At 63.8% G+C, this 14,940-nt stretch carries 16 protein-coding genes and 1 tRNA gene; 4 read left to right on the top strand and 13 right to left on the bottom strand.

What is annotated here, in order from left to right; genetic code table 11:
* Positions 1-50: 50 nt before the first annotated feature.
* From TGR7_RS05210 to TGR7_RS05245, 8 genes are all read right to left on the bottom strand, one after another.
* Positions 51-1,004, bottom strand: a complete 954-nt coding sequence (locus TGR7_RS05210) for an IS5 family transposase (RefSeq protein ID WP_012637613.1) — start codon at positions 1,002-1,004, stop codon at positions 51-53.
* A 33-nt stretch (positions 1,005-1,037) separates the two neighbouring features.
* On the bottom strand, positions 1,038-2,072 hold the full coding sequence (locus tag TGR7_RS05215) for an ATP-binding protein (RefSeq protein ID WP_012637614.1): 1,035 nt from the start codon (positions 2,070-2,072) through the stop codon (positions 1,038-1,040).
* Between the two features lie 48 nt (positions 2,073-2,120).
* Positions 2,121-3,062, bottom strand: a complete 942-nt coding sequence (locus TGR7_RS05220) for a DNA-methyltransferase (protein ID WP_222702414.1) — start codon at positions 3,060-3,062, stop codon at positions 2,121-2,123.
* A gap of 214 nt (positions 3,063-3,276) precedes the next feature.
* Positions 3,277-3,435 (bottom strand): helix-turn-helix domain-containing protein, encoded by a 159-nt coding sequence (locus TGR7_RS17665; RefSeq protein WP_012637616.1) that lies wholly within the window; start codon positions 3,433-3,435, stop codon positions 3,277-3,279.
* 401 nt (positions 3,436-3,836) lie between these two features.
* Positions 3,837-5,477 carry a diguanylate cyclase domain-containing protein gene (locus TGR7_RS05230; protein ID WP_041441020.1) on the bottom strand — a complete coding sequence of 547 codons (1,641 nt, stop codon included), beginning with the start codon at positions 5,475-5,477 and terminating at the stop codon, positions 3,837-3,839.
* Positions 5,478-5,587: 110 nt separating this feature from the next.
* Positions 5,588-6,148: an NUDIX hydrolase gene (locus TGR7_RS05235; protein WP_012637618.1), complete on the bottom strand. Its 561-nt coding sequence runs from the start codon at positions 6,146-6,148 to the stop codon at positions 5,588-5,590.
* A 3-nt stretch (positions 6,149-6,151) separates the two neighbouring features.
* Complete coding sequence (locus tag TGR7_RS05240) at positions 6,152-6,766, bottom strand: BMC domain-containing protein (RefSeq protein WP_012637619.1); 615 nt, start codon at positions 6,764-6,766, stop codon at positions 6,152-6,154.
* 451 nt (positions 6,767-7,217) lie between these two features.
* A tRNA-Ser gene (locus TGR7_RS05245) sits at positions 7,218-7,307 on the bottom strand.
* 199 nt (positions 7,308-7,506) lie between these two features.
* On the opposite strand from TGR7_RS05245, the gene mltF reads away from it, so the two are divergent.
* Both mltF and TGR7_RS05255 read left to right on the top strand, forming a co-directional pair.
* Positions 7,507-8,955: a membrane-bound lytic murein transglycosylase MltF gene (gene mltF / locus TGR7_RS05250; protein WP_245523031.1), complete on the top strand. Its 1,449-nt coding sequence runs from the start codon at positions 7,507-7,509 to the stop codon at positions 8,953-8,955.
* A 16-nt stretch (positions 8,956-8,971) separates the two neighbouring features.
* Positions 8,972-10,009: an alpha/beta hydrolase gene (locus TGR7_RS05255; protein WP_012637621.1), complete on the top strand. Its 1,038-nt coding sequence runs from the start codon at positions 8,972-8,974 to the stop codon at positions 10,007-10,009.
* Positions 10,010-10,036: 27 nt separating this feature from the next.
* On the opposite strand, the gene TGR7_RS05260 is transcribed toward TGR7_RS05255, so the two are convergent.
* A complete protein-coding gene (locus tag TGR7_RS05260) occupies positions 10,037-10,639 on the bottom strand; it encodes a hypothetical protein (RefSeq protein WP_012637622.1) in 603 nt (200 codons plus the stop codon).
* 81 nt (positions 10,640-10,720) lie between these two features.
* On the opposite strand from TGR7_RS05260, the gene TGR7_RS05265 reads away from it, so the two are divergent.
* Together TGR7_RS05265 and TGR7_RS05270 are read left to right on the top strand one after the other, a co-directional pair.
* Positions 10,721-11,404, top strand: a complete 684-nt coding sequence (locus TGR7_RS05265; protein WP_012637623.1) for an MliC family protein — start codon at positions 10,721-10,723, stop codon at positions 11,402-11,404.
* Positions 11,401-12,048: a DsbA family protein gene (locus TGR7_RS05270; protein WP_012637624.1), complete on the top strand. Its 648-nt coding sequence runs from the start codon at positions 11,401-11,403 to the stop codon at positions 12,046-12,048. Before TGR7_RS05265 ends, TGR7_RS05270 begins: the two co-directional genes overlap by 4 nt.
* A gap of 76 nt (positions 12,049-12,124) precedes the next feature.
* Here TGR7_RS05270 and TGR7_RS05275 read toward each other — a convergent pair whose 3' ends face one another.
* The 4 genes from TGR7_RS05275 to infA form a co-directional block, all read right to left on the bottom strand.
* Positions 12,125-12,832, bottom strand: coding sequence for a pseudouridine synthase (locus TGR7_RS05275; RefSeq protein WP_012637625.1), 708 nt, complete (start codon positions 12,830-12,832; stop codon positions 12,125-12,127).
* Between the two features lie 42 nt (positions 12,833-12,874).
* A complete protein-coding gene (locus tag TGR7_RS05280) occupies positions 12,875-13,813 on the bottom strand; it encodes an SPFH domain-containing protein (protein ID WP_012637626.1) in 939 nt (312 codons plus the stop codon).
* A 45-nt stretch (positions 13,814-13,858) separates the two neighbouring features.
* Positions 13,859-14,320 carry an NfeD family protein gene (locus tag TGR7_RS05285; protein WP_012637627.1) on the bottom strand — a complete coding sequence of 154 codons (462 nt, stop codon included), beginning with the start codon at positions 14,318-14,320 and terminating at the stop codon, positions 13,859-13,861.
* 116 nt (positions 14,321-14,436) lie between these two features.
* Positions 14,437-14,658: a translation initiation factor IF-1 gene (gene infA / locus TGR7_RS05290; RefSeq protein ID WP_012637628.1), complete on the bottom strand. Its 222-nt coding sequence runs from the start codon at positions 14,656-14,658 to the stop codon at positions 14,437-14,439.
* Positions 14,659-14,940: the final 282 nt, after the last annotated feature.

Genomic DNA, 14,940 nt, shown 5'->3' on the forward strand with positions numbered 1-14,940 from the left:
CATTCCGCCCATTTCCCGCCGGTTTGGGGTGGAAAACAGGCGTACTACCCCTACGCGAGCATGTAGGGTTCCGCCCGCAGCAGGTTTGTAAACCCTGCCAGCAGGTACAGTCGGCTCGTGTTCTTGGCCAGGCCACGATAGCGAACCTTGGCATAGCCAAACATCTGCTTGATGCGCTGGAACACATGCTCCACCTTTGCGCGCATGCTCGCCTTGTTCTTCTCGATCTTGTGCAAGGGCGATCTCTTCGGCAGCGCCGCGCGCTTGCCTGGCCGCATCGCGATGCGCCAGTCCACCCGGCGATCTTGATGCTCTTCGCGCCTCTCGATGCCCTGATAGCCGGCATCGGCCCACACCACTTTTTCCTCACCATGCAGCAGTTTGTCGGCCACGTTGATATCGGCTTCATTGGCGGGCGTCGTCTCCAGGCTGTGGATCAGGCCCAGCGTGTCATCCACGCCCACATGCACCTTCATGCCGAAATGCCAGGCGTTGCCCTTCTTGGTCTGGTGCATCTCCGGATCGCGCTCGCCAGACGCATTCTTGGTCGAACTCGGCGCCGACAGAATGCTGGCATCCACGATCGTGCCCTCCTTCAGCATCAAGCCCTGCTCAGCCAGAGTCTGGTTGATCTCCTTGAACAGCTTCGCTGCCAGGTTGTGGCGTTCCAGCAGGCGTCGAAAGTTCAGGATCGTCGTCTCATCGGGGATCCGGTCCAACTTCAAGCCGGCGAAGCGGCGCATCGACTCCACTTCGTACAGCGCGTCCTCCAGCCCCGGATCACTCAGGTTGTAGAACAACTGCAGGCAGTGCACGCGTAGCATGGTCGGCAACGGGTAGGCAGGCCGACCGCCCTGCGGACCGGCCTTGGCGTAGTAGCGAATGATCTTCTTCTCCAGCCGCTTCCACGGAATCAGCCCTTCCATCCGCTCCAGGAACAACTCACGCCGGGTCTTGTGCTTCTTGTTCTCGTATTCGGCTTCTGCGAAAGTCAGCTGGCTCATGGCGAATGGCTCGGGTTGGATGCGATGCCGGGATTATGCCAAATGGGCTGGGTTATTCAGAGATGCCTTAACGAGAAATTGCTCCAGCTTGTCCTCTTCGTCTCCCTCAAAAAGGATCGCATCCTTCGTATGGGACACAACGAAACCATCGAGTTTCAGGACACCAGTGAGTCGCTGCGCAACGAGGTTATTGGCGCCTTCGTCATCGACACCGCCATAAATGGCCTTAGGCTTCCAGGCATTCGGAAAACCCTGGATTTGACGATTATTCTGGAAGAGAGAAAAACCACCGAATTTTCGACCACCCTTGCGCAACACACCGATCCAGCCCATAACCTTCTTGCCATCGATGTCGAGTTCCGGCAGATCGCGGCGCATGACCGTGCCAGACGGGTCGGTATCCCAGTCGCTGTCCTGGGGCGGCGCCACTTCCTCGCCGTTATAGGTCAACTTCAGTGCTACCTGGCCCTTGTCGTCTGGTCTCAAGTCGAACATGTACATCGAACCCAAATAGGTCTTGATGGTCTCTTCGGAGCGCTTCTGAATCACGCGGCGTAGGTCTGTGATCGTGATGCGCGTGTAGTGCGCATCTTTGCTCACTGACTTCATAGTCAACGGGACCTTCGCGCCATGGTTCGCAATCGCGTTGACATCGACCGTAGCGGTCCATTCTTCGCCGCTGCCCCATTCGCATGTCGTCACCGACCATTTCGCGCCGATCCAGCATGCGGCCGTTTTCATTCCCATGCCATATTTCGATCGGCCCTTGCTGTCAGCTGTTGGGTTAGCGATCTTCAGCGCGGCGATCAAGTCTGCCTTAGTCATCCCTATCGAGTTGTCCTCGATCGTGATTTCCTTGGTCTGTCGGTTGTGCACGATGGATATCGTAAGCGGTTGTCCTTCTGACTTCAGCAGATCATTGACAAGCGTTCCATAGTTAAGGCGCGACTGGGTCGAGTTGTCTACGAACTCGGCTAGCGCGAACCACATCGTGTAGCTCAGACGGCTGTAGGCATCGATCGCCTTTGGGCCGACACTCAGCTCGGCTTCGTCAATGTTCTGCGTCATTCGTTAGCTCCCCCAGGTTGAAAAACATGCCCAACATTCGTCGGCGGATTAGAATACTGAAAACGAATCTAGGGTTATGCCATTGCCAAAGCGACCGCGGGATCCTTTAATGTATTCCTCAGATGCCTCGATGCTGATCCAAAACCGCTCAAGATTCTCTGCAGCGCAACCCGTAGTGTTGCTGCCACCGAATGGGTCCAAGACAATATCACCCGGCTCAGTAAGAAACTTGATAAAGAACTTCGCTAGATCGCTTGGCATCCGTGCAGGGTGCAGTTGGAATTGGTTGTTCCGGCAATACGTTTGATATGCGTCGGAGGCTAGTGTGTTTGCATACGTCAGGACGTTCGACGGAATCGCACCGCCATTGTTTTTCAGGAACGAGGTCTCTCCGATGTCATGTTCCGACGGGCGCTTGCCGGCGTTGTACGAGCCTTTTTTCAGCAAATCCTTCATGGATTTGCTGTATTCCTGGAGCACACGCTGATTGCTCGCCTTGGGTTTTTCGTTTGGTGACAGCCACCACAGCTTCGTGAAACTATCTTTCACCCGAATACGTTCGACATTGACCCACTGTGCCGGTGACGGCAATTTCGCCGGGTTTTGCCAGATAAACTCTTGGCAGAGGTAAAGATCGTTCTTGGACTGAAATTCAAGAAGCGCGCGTAGTGCCAGTGTGGACATTACTGGCGAGCCAGGCTCCCAAGAGTTTCCCATCTCGATCACGATAGATCCGTCCGGTGTGAGCATTTTCTTGAAGAGCGGGCCGAACGTACAAAGCCAGCGGATATAACTTTCCCCCGTCTCATTGCCATAGCGCTTTTTACGATTCAGTGGGAAAGGCGGTGACGTGAAGATCAGGTTCACCTTGCCTTCAAAACGCGCCAGAGATCCGTCGCTAAGAATTTCGTCGGATTTGCCGTGAAGCATGCGGCCCCACGCAGTTGCATAGGCAACGTTGGATGGCGGTCGCCCCATGAACGGGTTCATCAGCCGCGCACTTGCATCTTCTCCGGTGGTTACTAGTGTAGTTGTCGGCATGCGGGCCTGTGGTTCTACTTGAATGCTGTTAACGATGGATAATTCGAACTTAGTGATAATGCGACACAGTGTGCCGCTATGCGGCGATGATCTCTAGCCCATGCTTTTGCACGAGGTGCAGCAACTTCAAGGCGGTACCTGCGGGCCTCTTCTGACCGATCTCCTACTCGTGCACAGTGGAGACGCTGATGTTGAGCATGCGTGCAAACACGGCTTGGCTGACGCGCGTGTCCTCTCTGATGAGCTTGATTTCATCCGCTTTGTGCGTCGAGGCCGGAGGCACGCTCAGATGATCGAACTCGCGGAGCGTGATCTGATCCATCGCGCCGGCTCTGCTTGGGCATCTAACGGTCCTATACGAAGTTTCTAAAGGTGAGACTTGGTTTTTCGCCTGACCTTCCTTTGTCCGATCAATGGCCACGTCGAGCAGGATCACTGGCCTCCATAAAAGCCGAAGCAATTTTATAGCGCCAGGTGATACCTGCGCAAACACAGATCGACACTAAAAGCATAGTCGCCACCAGAGTGTCCCCGATTGACCGCCATGGAACCGGTCGGCAGCGTACCGAGATGGCCAATCGGTACGCCCTATCTTGCCACAGCAGGTTGTCGTGATCGCCACAGATAGCCACCATGACACTCATTGCGAACACCATGGAATCTGGGCGATGGCTGCCTCGGGCCCGCTCAGCACCTTAGCACGACCCAATGCTTCCCTAGGCGTCAGTCTCCCGCCAGCCGGATACTGCCCTTGCCGGCGGCCTTGGCGGCGTACATGGCGGCATCCGCGCCGGCCATCAGTGTCTCTGCGGTCTCGCCATGCTCGGGGGACACGGCGATGCCGATGCTGATGCCCACCGAGACTTCTGCGGCAGCCAGCGCGATGGGTGCGTTGATGTCCTTAAGCAGCTTGCCGGCGACGGCGACCGCCTCCTCGGCATCGTTGAGATCCTCAAGGAGCACCACGAACTCGTCACCGGCCAGGCGTGCGGCCACATCACTGCGCCGGATGGCACCCTTGAGTCGACGTGCCGTGTGTATGATCACCTGGTCGCCGGTGGCGTGACCATGCCGGTCGTTGATGGCCTTGAAGCCGTCCAGGTCGCAGAGCATCACCGCCAGTTTCTTGCCCGAGCGGCTAGTCCGCTCCAGGGCCTGATCCAGGAGGGCCCGAAACAGGTTTCGGTTGGGCAGGGCAGACAGGGGGTCGTGGTGAGCCAGGTGCCAGAGTTGTTGCTGGATGGCGATGTCTGCGGTGATGTCCCGCACTGTGCCCAGCATGCGGACAGGCTGGCCGGTACTGTCACGGGTCACCTCGGCTTCCTCGCGCACGTGCCGGATCTCGCCATCGGGCCTGACGATGCGATGATCCACCTGGTAGGGCGCGTCGCCGGCCAGCGCCCTGTCCACCGCCTGTTGCAGTATCTGCCGGTCATCCGGGTGCACAGCCGCCATAAAATGTTCGTAGGACGCAAGCTCGCCCTGTCGGGGCAGACCGAACAGTTGGTAGATGCTGTCCGACCAGTGCAGGCGGCCCCGTTCGATATCCCAGTCCCAGTGCCCAACCCCCGCGATGCGCTGGGCATCCTCCAGCCGTGCGGTGGTCTCCCGCAGGGCGGCGGTGCGTTCCGCCACGCTGCGCTCCAGGCCCTCCTGGGTCTCGCGCAGCAGGGCCTCGGTCCGGCGGCGTGCTTCGACCTCGGATAACAGATCCTCCTGCTGGCGCTGGATGCGGCCCGTCACGTTCAGGGCGATGATGAAGATGAGCAGCGTGGCCACCATGGCCGTGAGCAGGAAGGTGCGCCGGGTCTGCTCCCGGGTCTGTGCCAGCTCATCCAGCGCCTGTTGGTAGGCCTGCTGGAAGGTGTCGAGGATCAGGTCCATGTGCGCCATGACCCGTTCCTGCTTGGGCAGGGATTGATCGAGCAGCACGGACAGGGCGAGTTCCTGCTGATTCTCCAGACCTGCCTCCACGACGCTGACCATGATGGGTGTGCCCAGGGCGTTGAGGCGGCGCAGCTCCTCCAGCAGGGCGACTTCCGTGGGCTCCGTGGTCAGGCGTTCCACGTCCGCCCGGGCCGCCATGAATTCCCGTGCCAGGGCGCCGAACTCCTGGGCGTATTCATCGCGCAGGAACGGGTCATCGGTGCTCACGATCAGGCTCATGCGGATGAAGCGTTCCCGCACGATGCTGCGCATCCGGTGCATGCGATCCAGCTTTTCCGCATGCCGCTGGGTGAGGTGGTCCATCTGGGTATGTAGCGCCTCCACCCGGATCCAGCCCAGGACGGCCACCACCAGCATCAGGATGATGACCAGGGTGAACGCGGCGGCGAGATAGGGTGTGGCGCGTGTGTGTGGCAAGGCGTCTGACCGTCCGTGCGATGGGTGCACTGCGGTCATCTTAACCGAGTCGTCAGGGCCTAAGTACCGAGCCCCGTCAGGGGAATGTTGCGCTGGATCGCCGGCCGGATTCACCGGGGCAGGGCGGAGCGCATGCGCCGGGTCTTCTCCACCATGCGCCAGGTGGAGCGGCTGTTGTTGTAGCGGGAGACGGCGGTCAGGGGGACCCAGATGACCTGGTGGGACTCCTCGTTGCCGGGCACGGGCAGACGGTCATCGATCTCCACCAGGAAACGGATGTCGATGTGCTCGTGGCTGGCGTCTTCGGCGGTGGGTTCGGTGATGTGGATGTCCACGTCGAACACGTCATCGGTCATCAGGCGCAGATGCTCGTAGCCCAGGCCGGTCTCCTCGTGGGCCTCCTTGAGGGCCACCTGCAGGATATCGTGATCGCCGTCCGCATGTCCGCCGGGCTGGAACCACTGGTTGAGCTTGCGGTGGTGCATGAGCAGCACCCGGTCGCGGCCCGGGTTGACCACCCAGGTGGAACCGGTGACGTGGGTCGGGATGTCGCGCTGGAAGCAGTCCGGGTGACGGGAGACGAAGTCGTAGGCGCGCCGGACGAAGGCCGCCTCCTCGATGAAGGGGGTACGGTGCAACACCAACAGGCTGAGCAGTTGCTGGCGATGCATGGCTCAGGTGCCCGCAGGTCTTTCCAGGGCAGCCAGGGCCGCGGCGGCCGCCTCGTCCACGTCGGCCTCCCGGCCCGCCAGGGTCAGGCGGCCGAAGGCACCCACCGCCTTCACGTCGATGATGGTGATGTTGGCGGCCTTCTCTGCCTGGTTGGCGGCGTAGATGATGTAGCCGGCGGGCTCCACCTCCAGGATGAACATGCTCTGGTCCGGCAGGATCATGGAGCCGCGACGGTTCTGGCGGTTGATGAGCACCGTGTGATCCGGCGTCATGCCGCGGATGATCTCCTGCCAGGTGATGCGCGGCGCCTGGCGCTCGTGCCAGTCGGCGCCCATGCGCGAGAGCAGCACCCGGCCGGCCTCCTGAACGTCGCTCTGGTCCCGGTAATGGATCACCATGGAGCCGTATTCGCGCTCGATGACCTGCTGGGCCAGGTGCACCCGGGTGGCCTTGAGGGCGATGTCGGTGAGCCGATGAACCGCCATGCCCGGGGAGACCTCCACCCACAGGCAGGCATCCCCGGGGACCGGCAGGAATCCCTGGGACACGGTGGCCATGTATTCCGCCAGCTGGGGCTGGAGGGAATCCATGTAGACGTAGGTTCGAAGTTTGATCATCAGCCTGCCGGTATCACCTGCGCGACAGTCTCTCTGTCACGCCCACTATTGAACACGCGGAGCACCGCGCCGGGAACAGGGCATCCGGCGGATCGGGCTCAAGCTCACGCGGTGGTTGTGTCAGACGGGGCCCCGGATCATGACCGCCGATCCGGTGGAGTCCCTCTGGTTCTAGTTATGTACGGGGCGGGGTTTGAATCCCGATCCGCGTTCACCCGGAGACTGGCTATTGGCCAATCCACGGGTTCTGTTTCTCAAATTGGCGGAGAGGGTGGGATGATTCGGCGCCTGTGCGCCTCACCCTCCGGGCCGGTGCCGCGTTGCGGCCCCGTTCGGACTCCGCTTCGCTGCGTCCGTCGAACCCTCGTGTCTATCACCGTGGGCTCGAATCCCGATCCGCGTTCTCCCGGAGACTGGCGATTGGCCAATCCACGGGTTCTGTTTCTCAAATTGGCGGAGAGGGTGGGATTCGAACCCACGGTACTCTTGCGAGTACAACGGTTTTCGAGACCGCCCCGTTCGACCACTCCGGCACCTCTCCAGGTCGACTGCTTCTTCTAGCCGCGGCCCGCGACGCGCCGTCGAGACCGCCCAGCTCGGCCGCGCCGGAGCCTTCCAGGGGCATCAGCCCGGCCAGGAAACTCTCAAGCGGGATGCCGGTCCAAAAACAACCGGCCACGGCAGGCAATTGCGTATTATAAGTTCAAATGCCGGCCCACTTATAGCCCCGCAGACCCCAGTTGAAACTCTACCGCCGACAATTGACGGACATGCAGCACCTGGAACTGCTGGGATTCCTGATCCTGGTGGCCATCACGTTGCTGTTTGCCTTCAACAACCCCCGCAGCGCCCTGGACCGGGTGCTGGACCGGGGTGAGCTGGTGGTGGCCATGCGGGTGGGGCCGACCACCTATTTTTCCGGTCCGGACGGGGTGACGGGCTTTGAGTATGAGCTGGCCCAGGCCTTTGCCGAGCGCCTGGGCGTGCGCCTGAGGGTGGTGGTGCCGGATCGCTTCGAGGAGATCCTGCCCATGGTGGAGCGTGGGCGGGTGGACCTGGCGGCGGCGGGGATCACGGTGACCGAACAGCGTCGCCAGCAGGTCCGCTTCGGCCCGGCCTACAAGGAGGTCACCGAGCAGCTGGTGTATCGCATGGGCAGGGAGTCACGCCCCCGGACCCTGGCGGACCTCAACGGCCAGACCCTGGGGGTGCTCCCGGGCAGCACCCATGCGAGCCGGCTGAGCGAGCTGCAGTCGGAGTTCCCGGAGCTGAACTGGCAGGAAACCGCCCACGGTGACATCAAGAGCCTGCTGCGGGAGGTCTGGCGCGGTGGCCTCGAGCTGGCGGTGGCGGACTCGGTGGAACTGGCCTCCCTGCAGCGCTTCTATCCCGAATTGCGAGCGGCCTTCGACATCTCCGAACCCCGGTCCCTGGCCTGGGCCCTGCCCAGGGTGCGGGATGACAGCCTCTACGACCAGGTGCTGGCCTTCTTCGAGGAGATCCGGGAGAACGGCTGGCTGGAGCAGCTGCTGGAACGGCATTTCGGTCATGTGGAGGTGCTGGACTATGTGGGTACGGTCACCTTCGTTCAGCAGGTGGACGAGCGGCTCTCCGAGTACCTGGACCTGTTCAAGGAGGCTGCCGAGCTCCATGGCATGGACTGGCGCCTTCTGGCGGCCATCAGTTACCAGGAGTCCCACTGGAACCCCCGGGCGGTCTCACCCACCGGCGTGCGCGGCATGATGATGCTGACCCAGAACACCGCCGCTCAGCTCGGCGTGAGCAACCGCATGGATCCCCGGGAGAGCGTGATGGGAGGCGCGGAGTACTTCAGGCACATGCATTCACGTATCCCTGACCGTATTCCCGAGCCGGATCGCACCTGGCTGGCCCTGGCGGCCTACAACGTGGGGCTGGGACACCTGGAGGACGCCCGGCGCCTCACCGAGGGGCAGGGACGCAACCCGGACCGCTGGATGGACGTGATGGCGCACCTGCCCCTGCTGGCCCAGGAAAACTGGTACCGGCGCACCCGCTTCGGTTACGCCCGGGGCTGGGAGCCGGTGATCTACGTGCAGAACATCCGCAGCTATTACGACCTGCTGGTGTGGATGACTGATGAGTCCGGCGGCCGTCCCCCGCCCCTGCCCAAGATCGAACCGCTGAACATCCTGCCCCCGGGCCTCTGAGGCTGGACCAGTCGCCATGAAGCGCGCCGCCATCCTGTGCCTGTGGGTCCTGCTGCTTGCCACCGGTTGTGGCGGCCGGGTCGCGCCGGCCCCACCGTCCGCCGAGCCTCCCGGCCTGTATCCCTCGTACGTCATCACCCCGGACGGCTATCGTCTGCCCCTGCATCACTGGGCCCCGGAGGGGGAGCCCCGGGGCGTGGTGCTGGCACTGCATGGCTTCGGCGATCACGGTGCCTCGTTCGAGGCCCTGAGCGCGCCGCTCACGGAGGCGGGCTTCAAGATCTACGCGCCGGACCAGCGGGGCTTCGGGGCCACGTCCAGGCCCGGGATCTGGGCCGGGCAGGCGGCCATGACCGCAGACGTGCGCACCCTGACGGGCTGGCTGCGCGAGCGCCATCCCGGGCTGCCCGTCTTCCTGGTGGGCAAGAGCATGGGTGGCGCCGTGGTGCTGGCCACCCTGGGGGCGGATGAACCGCTCCAGGTGGACGGGGCGGTGCTGATCGCCCCGGCGGTCTGGGCGCGGGAGACTATGCCCTGGTACCAGCGTCTCGGCCTGTGGGTGATGCTGCGCATCGCCCCCGGCATGAACCTCTCCGGGGACACGGTCCATGACCTGGGCATCCGCCCCACCGACGACATCGAGGTGGCCCGTGCCCTGAGCCGGGACCCGCTGGTGCTCAAGAAGGCGCGGGTGGACACCGTTCACGGTCTCACCGAACTCATGGGCCAGGCCCTGGAGGCCAGCGCCCATTTGCCGGGGCCGGCCCTGATCCTCTACGGGGGCAATGACCAGGTGATCCCGGCGCGGCCGGTGTGCGCCATGCTGGAACGCCTGCCCGAGCAGGATTCAGTCCCCTGGCGCATGGCCTTCTATCCCGAGGGCTATCACATGCTGACCCGCTACACGGGCGCGGCCCAGACTCACGCGGACCTGGCCGCCTGGCTCACGGATGTATCCGGCAGCCTGCCCTCGGGCCGGGAAGCGAGCCGTTCCGAGGTTTTTGAGGTCCTGTGCGCCGGCCGGGCGCGTTCGGACGACGAACCGCAGGGCTGAACCCCGTGTCTTGCGCCCCAACGGCTTCTATTGGGCTTCCCTGCGGCGCAGGATGCCGCCGACGCCGAGCACGTCCAGGACCTCGCCGGTGGACTCCAGTACCCGGATCACCTGGTCCTCGGTCTCCATCAGGATGGTGCCTTCGGGCTGCTCGGGCAGACGGCTCAGGAGATCGTCCGCGGGACGGCGGCCATGGCGCACCTGTTCCTGGCTGAGCACCTGTCCGGCCTCCACCTTGCGCTGCCAGCCCGGTGGCAGGTCACCGCGACGTTCCATCCTGCGCTGAAGGCCCGGGGGCAATTCCCGCTGTCCCTCGGCCACGCCGGGCCGGGGGCGGGGATGGTTCTGATACCACGTCCGCACGGCCTCGCTTTCCTCGGGCCTGAAGCGGTAGCGATCGGAGTCCCGCACCCGTTCCTGCTCGGTCCGGTGCCGGGGATCACGGGCGTCGATGCGGTCATCGCGCTGCGGGGTGGACTCACGCTGGCGCCCCGGCGCCTGCTCCACCGGCTTGCCCCGGGGGCCGTCGGCGCCGTTGCCCAGCTGTACCGGCGGCGGTTGGGCATGCCCGGTGTGGAAGGCCAGCAGCAGGGTGCTCGCGAGCATCAGGGTAAGGGCATATCGTGGCATCGCGGATTCCTCCTGGTGGCGAGCTTTATGGCAAAGTCTGAGTCTACCTGACAGGGTCAACAACTGCGTGAGGGTGCGTCGATGAATCGGGTTCCGTCTGTTGTGCTGATCCTGGTGCTGCTTGCCGGGCTCACCGCCTGTCAGCGGTCGCCACACCAGGATCCGTGGCGAGACGGTCCTAGTGTCCTGAGTCAGAGTTCTCTGACTCAGGACACTCGCTACCAGTGTGCCGAGCAACGGGTGGAGACCCGCCTGGGCGAGCATCGCATGCAGTTGCGCCTGCCCGAGCGGGACCTGGTGCTCGACGCGGTGGTGTCCGCCTCCGGCGCCCGCTACGAGGATGCCGATGGCAACGGTTTCTGGAGCAAGGGGCCGAGCGAGGCCCTGCTGCGCCTTCAGGGTGGTGCCTGGGTGAACTGCGAAGTTACCGAGGCCCGCTCCCCCTGGGTGGCGGCCCGGGACCGGGGCGTGGTCTACCGCGCAGTGGGCCAGGAGCCCGGCTGGGTGGTGGAAGTGTGGCCCGGCGAGGCCCCGGCCATCATCCTGGTGATGGATTACGGACAGCGGCGCCTGGAGATCCCCCGCGCCCGTCGCCTGGAGGGTGACGCGGGCTATGCGGGGGAAGCTGGCGATGTGGCGGTGAGCCTGCACATCCTGCGCGAGGCCTGCACGGACGTGATGAGTGGCGAGGTCTTTCCCACCCGGGCCGAGCTGCGGCTGGACGGAAGCGTCTACCGGGGCTGCGGACATGAGCTGTCACCATGAGCACCGGCGTCACGCTCTACTATGTCCACGATCCCATGTGCAGCTGGTGCTGGGGTTTTGCCCCGGTGCTGGCGGAGCTGGAGTCGCGCCTGCCCGCTGAGCTGCCCGTGCGGCGCCTGCTGGGTGGCCTGGCGCCGGACACCGACGAGCCCATGCCCGAGGCCATGCGCGGCTACATTCAGGATGCCTGGCGGCAGATCCAGCGGCGCATACCCGGCACCGAGTTCAACTTCGAGTTCTGGCAGCGCTGCCGGCCCCGGCGCGCCACCTATCCCGCCTGCCGGGCCGTGATTGCCGCCCGGCGCCAGGGTGCGCAGTACGACCGGGCCATGACCCGCGCCATCCAGCTCGCCTACTACACCCGCGCGCTCAACCCCTCCGAGGACGAGACCCTGCTCGGGCTCGCCGCTGAACTGGGTCTGGATGTGGCACGTTTCGCCCGTGATCTCAAGGCACCGGAGGTGCAGGAGGCACTGGAGGCCGAGATCGCCCTCGCGCGTTCCCTGGACGTGGAAAGCTTTCCGAGCCTGGTGATCGAGACCCGCACGGGGCCGCATCCCATCGCGGTGGATTATCGCGACAGCAGCCCCATGCTGGAACGCATCCTGAAGCTCTGGGAGACGGCGCGGCAGAGGGATGCATAATTCACAATTCAAGATTCAAAATTCAAAATTCAAAGGGGACACCGGTTTCCTTTGAATCTTGAATGTTGAATTGGATTCAATGCGCAAACGCCGTCCACCCCAGCCGCTGCAACAGCACGCTGAAGGCCTCCGGCAGCGGGGCGTGCAGGTTCAGTGCCTCACCCGTTGACGGGTGTCGCAGGGAAAGGTGGCTGGCGTGCAGCAGCAGGCGCTCCACGCCGAAGTGCTCCCGGAACAGCCGGTTGTGCCGGCCCTCGCCGTAGGTGGTATCACCCGCCAGGGGATGGAAGATGTGCTTGAAGTGGCGCCGGATCTGGTGACGCCGGCCGCTGCGCGGCCAGACCTCCAGCAGTGAATAGCGGGCCACGGGATAGCGCCCCACCGGGATGTCCAGCTCCACGGTGGCCAGGCGCCGGTAGCGGGTCACGGCCTGCTGCAGGCCGCGGCCGTCTTCCGATTCCAGCGGGTGATCGATCTCACCCGATTCCTCGGTGTAGCCGCGCACCACGGCCAGATAGCGTTTGTGTACCTCGCCGGCCTCGAACTGTCGCGCCATGGCGGTAGCCGCTGCGGGGTGCAGACCGAACAGCAGCACGCCGGAAGTGGGGCGGTCCAGGCGGTGCACCGTGTACACCCGCTGGCCGAGTTGATCGCGCAGACGCTGCAGCACGAACACCTCGTCCCGGGAGATGGGGCTACGGTGCACCAGCATCTGCTCCGGCTTGTTGATGGCCACCAGGTCGTCGTCCTGGTGGAGGATCGTGAAAGGCGCTGGGGCGTGCATGGGGAAACCGGCACGGCCTTGCGGCCGTGCCGGCGAGGGGCATCAGGACTTGCTCGTGCCCACGTTCTGCAGGATCTGGGACAGGCCCGCCACGGCGCCGCCGATGTTGCTCAGCTCCGCGGGCAGGATCAGGGTGTTGCCTTCCTTGGCCAGTCGTCCGAATTCGCGCACGTACTGCTCGGCGATGCGCAGGCTCACCGCTTCCTTGCCACCGGGCTGGTTGATGGCGGTGGCGATGCGCTCGATACCCTGGGCGGTGGCGGCGGCCAGCATCTGGATCTCCCGGGCCTTGCCCTCCGCCTCGTTGATCTGCTTCTGCTTCTCCGCCTCGGAGAGGTTGATGATCTGCGCCTTCTCGCCCTCGGAGATGTTGATCTTCTCCTGACGCTCACCCTCGGAGCGGGCCACCACGGCGCGGCGCTCGCGCTCGGCGCGCATCTGCTGTTCCAGGGCGTCGTTGATGGTGGTGGGCAGCAGGATGTCGGCGATCTCGTAACGCATCACCTTCACGCCCCAGGGCTGGGCGGCGTCGTCCACCGCCTTGACCACCTCCTCGTTGATGCGCGCGCGCTCCTCGAAGGTCTTGTCCAGCTCGATCTGGCCGATGATGGACCGCAGGGTGGTCTGGGCCAGGCTCATGGCGGCGAAGCGGTAGTCGGAGATGCCGTAGCTGGCGGCCTGGGCGTCGAGCACCTGCAGGTACAGCACGCCGTCCACGGACACGGTGATGTTGTCCTTGGTGATGCACTGCTGCTTGGGCACGTCCAGGGCCTCTTCCTTCAGGGTCTGCCTGTAGGCCACCCGGTCGATGAACGGGATCAGGATATGAAAGCCGGCGTCCAGGGTGCGCGAGTAGCGGCCCAGGCGCTCGACGATGTAGGCGGAACGCTGGGGCACGATCTGCGCCGTCTTGACCAGCGCCACCACCACGATGGCGAGGATGATCAGGGAAATGATGGTCGTGATGCTGATGCCGTCCATGTAGCGGATCCTTTTGGCGTGTTGAAGTGAGATGTTGTTGTGTGATTACTGGCCGGGCGGGCGCGGGCTGACCTGAAGCACCAGTCCGCGACGTCCCGTGATCCAGACATGCTGTCCGGCGCTGACCGGCTCGGCGGACTCCGCGTTCCAGCGGGCGCCGCTGTAGTGCACCAGTCCGCCGCCATCGACGAAATCCTCGCTGGCCACCACCTGGGTGCCGATGGGCAGCACCTCCACCCCGTGCTGACCTTTGCTGGACGCGCCCTGGAACCAGGCCTTGAGCCGGTTGCGGGTGAGCAGCAGCAGGACCGCGCCCAGGGCGGCGAACACCAGGATCTGCACGTTGAAGGACAGATCGAAGCCCAGGAACAGGATGATCGCCACCACGATGGCCGCGGCGCCGAAGAAGATGGCGATGATGCCGGGGAAGACGAATTCGGAGAAGATCAGCAGTACGCCCAGCAGGAACCAGAGCGATGCGGGTGTGACAGTCCAGTCGATGTTCATGGGGCCGGGTCCCTGGGAATTGAATGAGGCCCGGGCATTATCCTGTGGAGCTGCGCGCCCGACAACCACCCGGACGGGGTGGGTCGGACGGGCTCGCGGGCATCAGTCCCTGCGGATCAATGCTTGTGACGGTAGCTGATGCGACCCTTGGTCAGGTCGTAGGGCGACATCTCCAGCTTCACCTTGTCGCCGGTCACCACGCGTATGCGGTAGCGGCGCATCTTGCCGGAGGCATAGGCCTGCACGTGCATGCCGTTGTCCAGTTCCACGCGGAAACGCTGGTCGGGCATCACGTCGGTGACGGTACCTTCCATTTCGATCAGGTCTTCTTTGGCCATGAAATCTCCTCTCGCGTAGCGGGCTTCCTGCACACCGTGTGCCCCTACGTGCTGGCTTGGATGAATGGACGGGCCCGGCGTCGCAATGCCTGGCCTGTGTGAGCGCGTCACCTCGCGGATGACGCCCTGGACTGACAGTCCTGTGGAGCTGTCGATGAAGCGGTGTGCTGATGAATGCGGGTGTAACTATCAGCGGAGCATTATACATGATTCGGGGTGCCCTTTCAGGCCCGGCCCGGATGCATGGCAGGCGGATGCACTTGTGCCGGCCGTGGCCGGTAC

Origin of the sequence: Thioalkalivibrio sulfidiphilus HL-EbGr7, assembly GCF_000021985.1 — a bacterium.
GTDB classification, from domain to species: Bacteria; Pseudomonadota; Gammaproteobacteria; order Ectothiorhodospirales; family Ectothiorhodospiraceae; genus Thioalkalivibrio_A; species Thioalkalivibrio_A sulfidiphilus.

Coding starts and splice junctions, on each gene's coding strand:
- TGR7_RS05210 (WP_012637613.1), bottom strand. CDS start 1,004: ATGAGCCAGCTGACTTTCGCAGAAGCCGAATACGAGAACAAGAAGCAC.
- TGR7_RS05215 (WP_012637614.1), bottom strand. CDS start 2,072: ATGACGCAGAACATTGACGAAGCCGAGCTGAGTGTCGGCCCAAAGGCG.
- TGR7_RS05220 (WP_222702414.1), bottom strand. CDS start 3,062: ATGAACCCGTTCATGGGGCGACCGCCATCCAACGTTGCCTATGCAACT.
- TGR7_RS17665 (WP_012637616.1), bottom strand. CDS start 3,435: ATGGATCAGATCACGCTCCGCGAGTTCGATCATCTGAGCGTGCCTCCG.
- TGR7_RS05235 (WP_012637618.1), bottom strand. CDS start 6,148: ATGCATCGCCAGCAACTGCTCAGCCTGTTGGTGTTGCACCGTACCCCC.
- TGR7_RS05240 (WP_012637619.1), bottom strand. CDS start 6,766: ATGATCAAACTTCGAACCTACGTCTACATGGATTCCCTCCAGCCCCAG.
- TGR7_RS05255 (WP_012637621.1), top strand. CDS start 8,972: ATGAAGCGCGCCGCCATCCTGTGCCTGTGGGTCCTGCTGCTTGCCACC.
- TGR7_RS05260 (WP_012637622.1), bottom strand. CDS start 10,639: ATGCCACGATATGCCCTTACCCTGATGCTCGCGAGCACCCTGCTGCTG.
- TGR7_RS05265 (WP_012637623.1), top strand. CDS start 10,721: ATGAATCGGGTTCCGTCTGTTGTGCTGATCCTGGTGCTGCTTGCCGGG.
- TGR7_RS05270 (WP_012637624.1), top strand. CDS start 11,401: ATGAGCACCGGCGTCACGCTCTACTATGTCCACGATCCCATGTGCAGC.
- TGR7_RS05275 (WP_012637625.1), bottom strand. CDS start 12,832: ATGCACGCCCCAGCGCCTTTCACGATCCTCCACCAGGACGACGACCTG.
- TGR7_RS05280 (WP_012637626.1), bottom strand. CDS start 13,813: ATGGACGGCATCAGCATCACGACCATCATTTCCCTGATCATCCTCGCC.
- TGR7_RS05285 (WP_012637627.1), bottom strand. CDS start 14,320: ATGAACATCGACTGGACTGTCACACCCGCATCGCTCTGGTTCCTGCTG.
- infA (WP_012637628.1), bottom strand. CDS start 14,658: ATGGCCAAAGAAGACCTGATCGAAATGGAAGGTACCGTCACCGACGTG.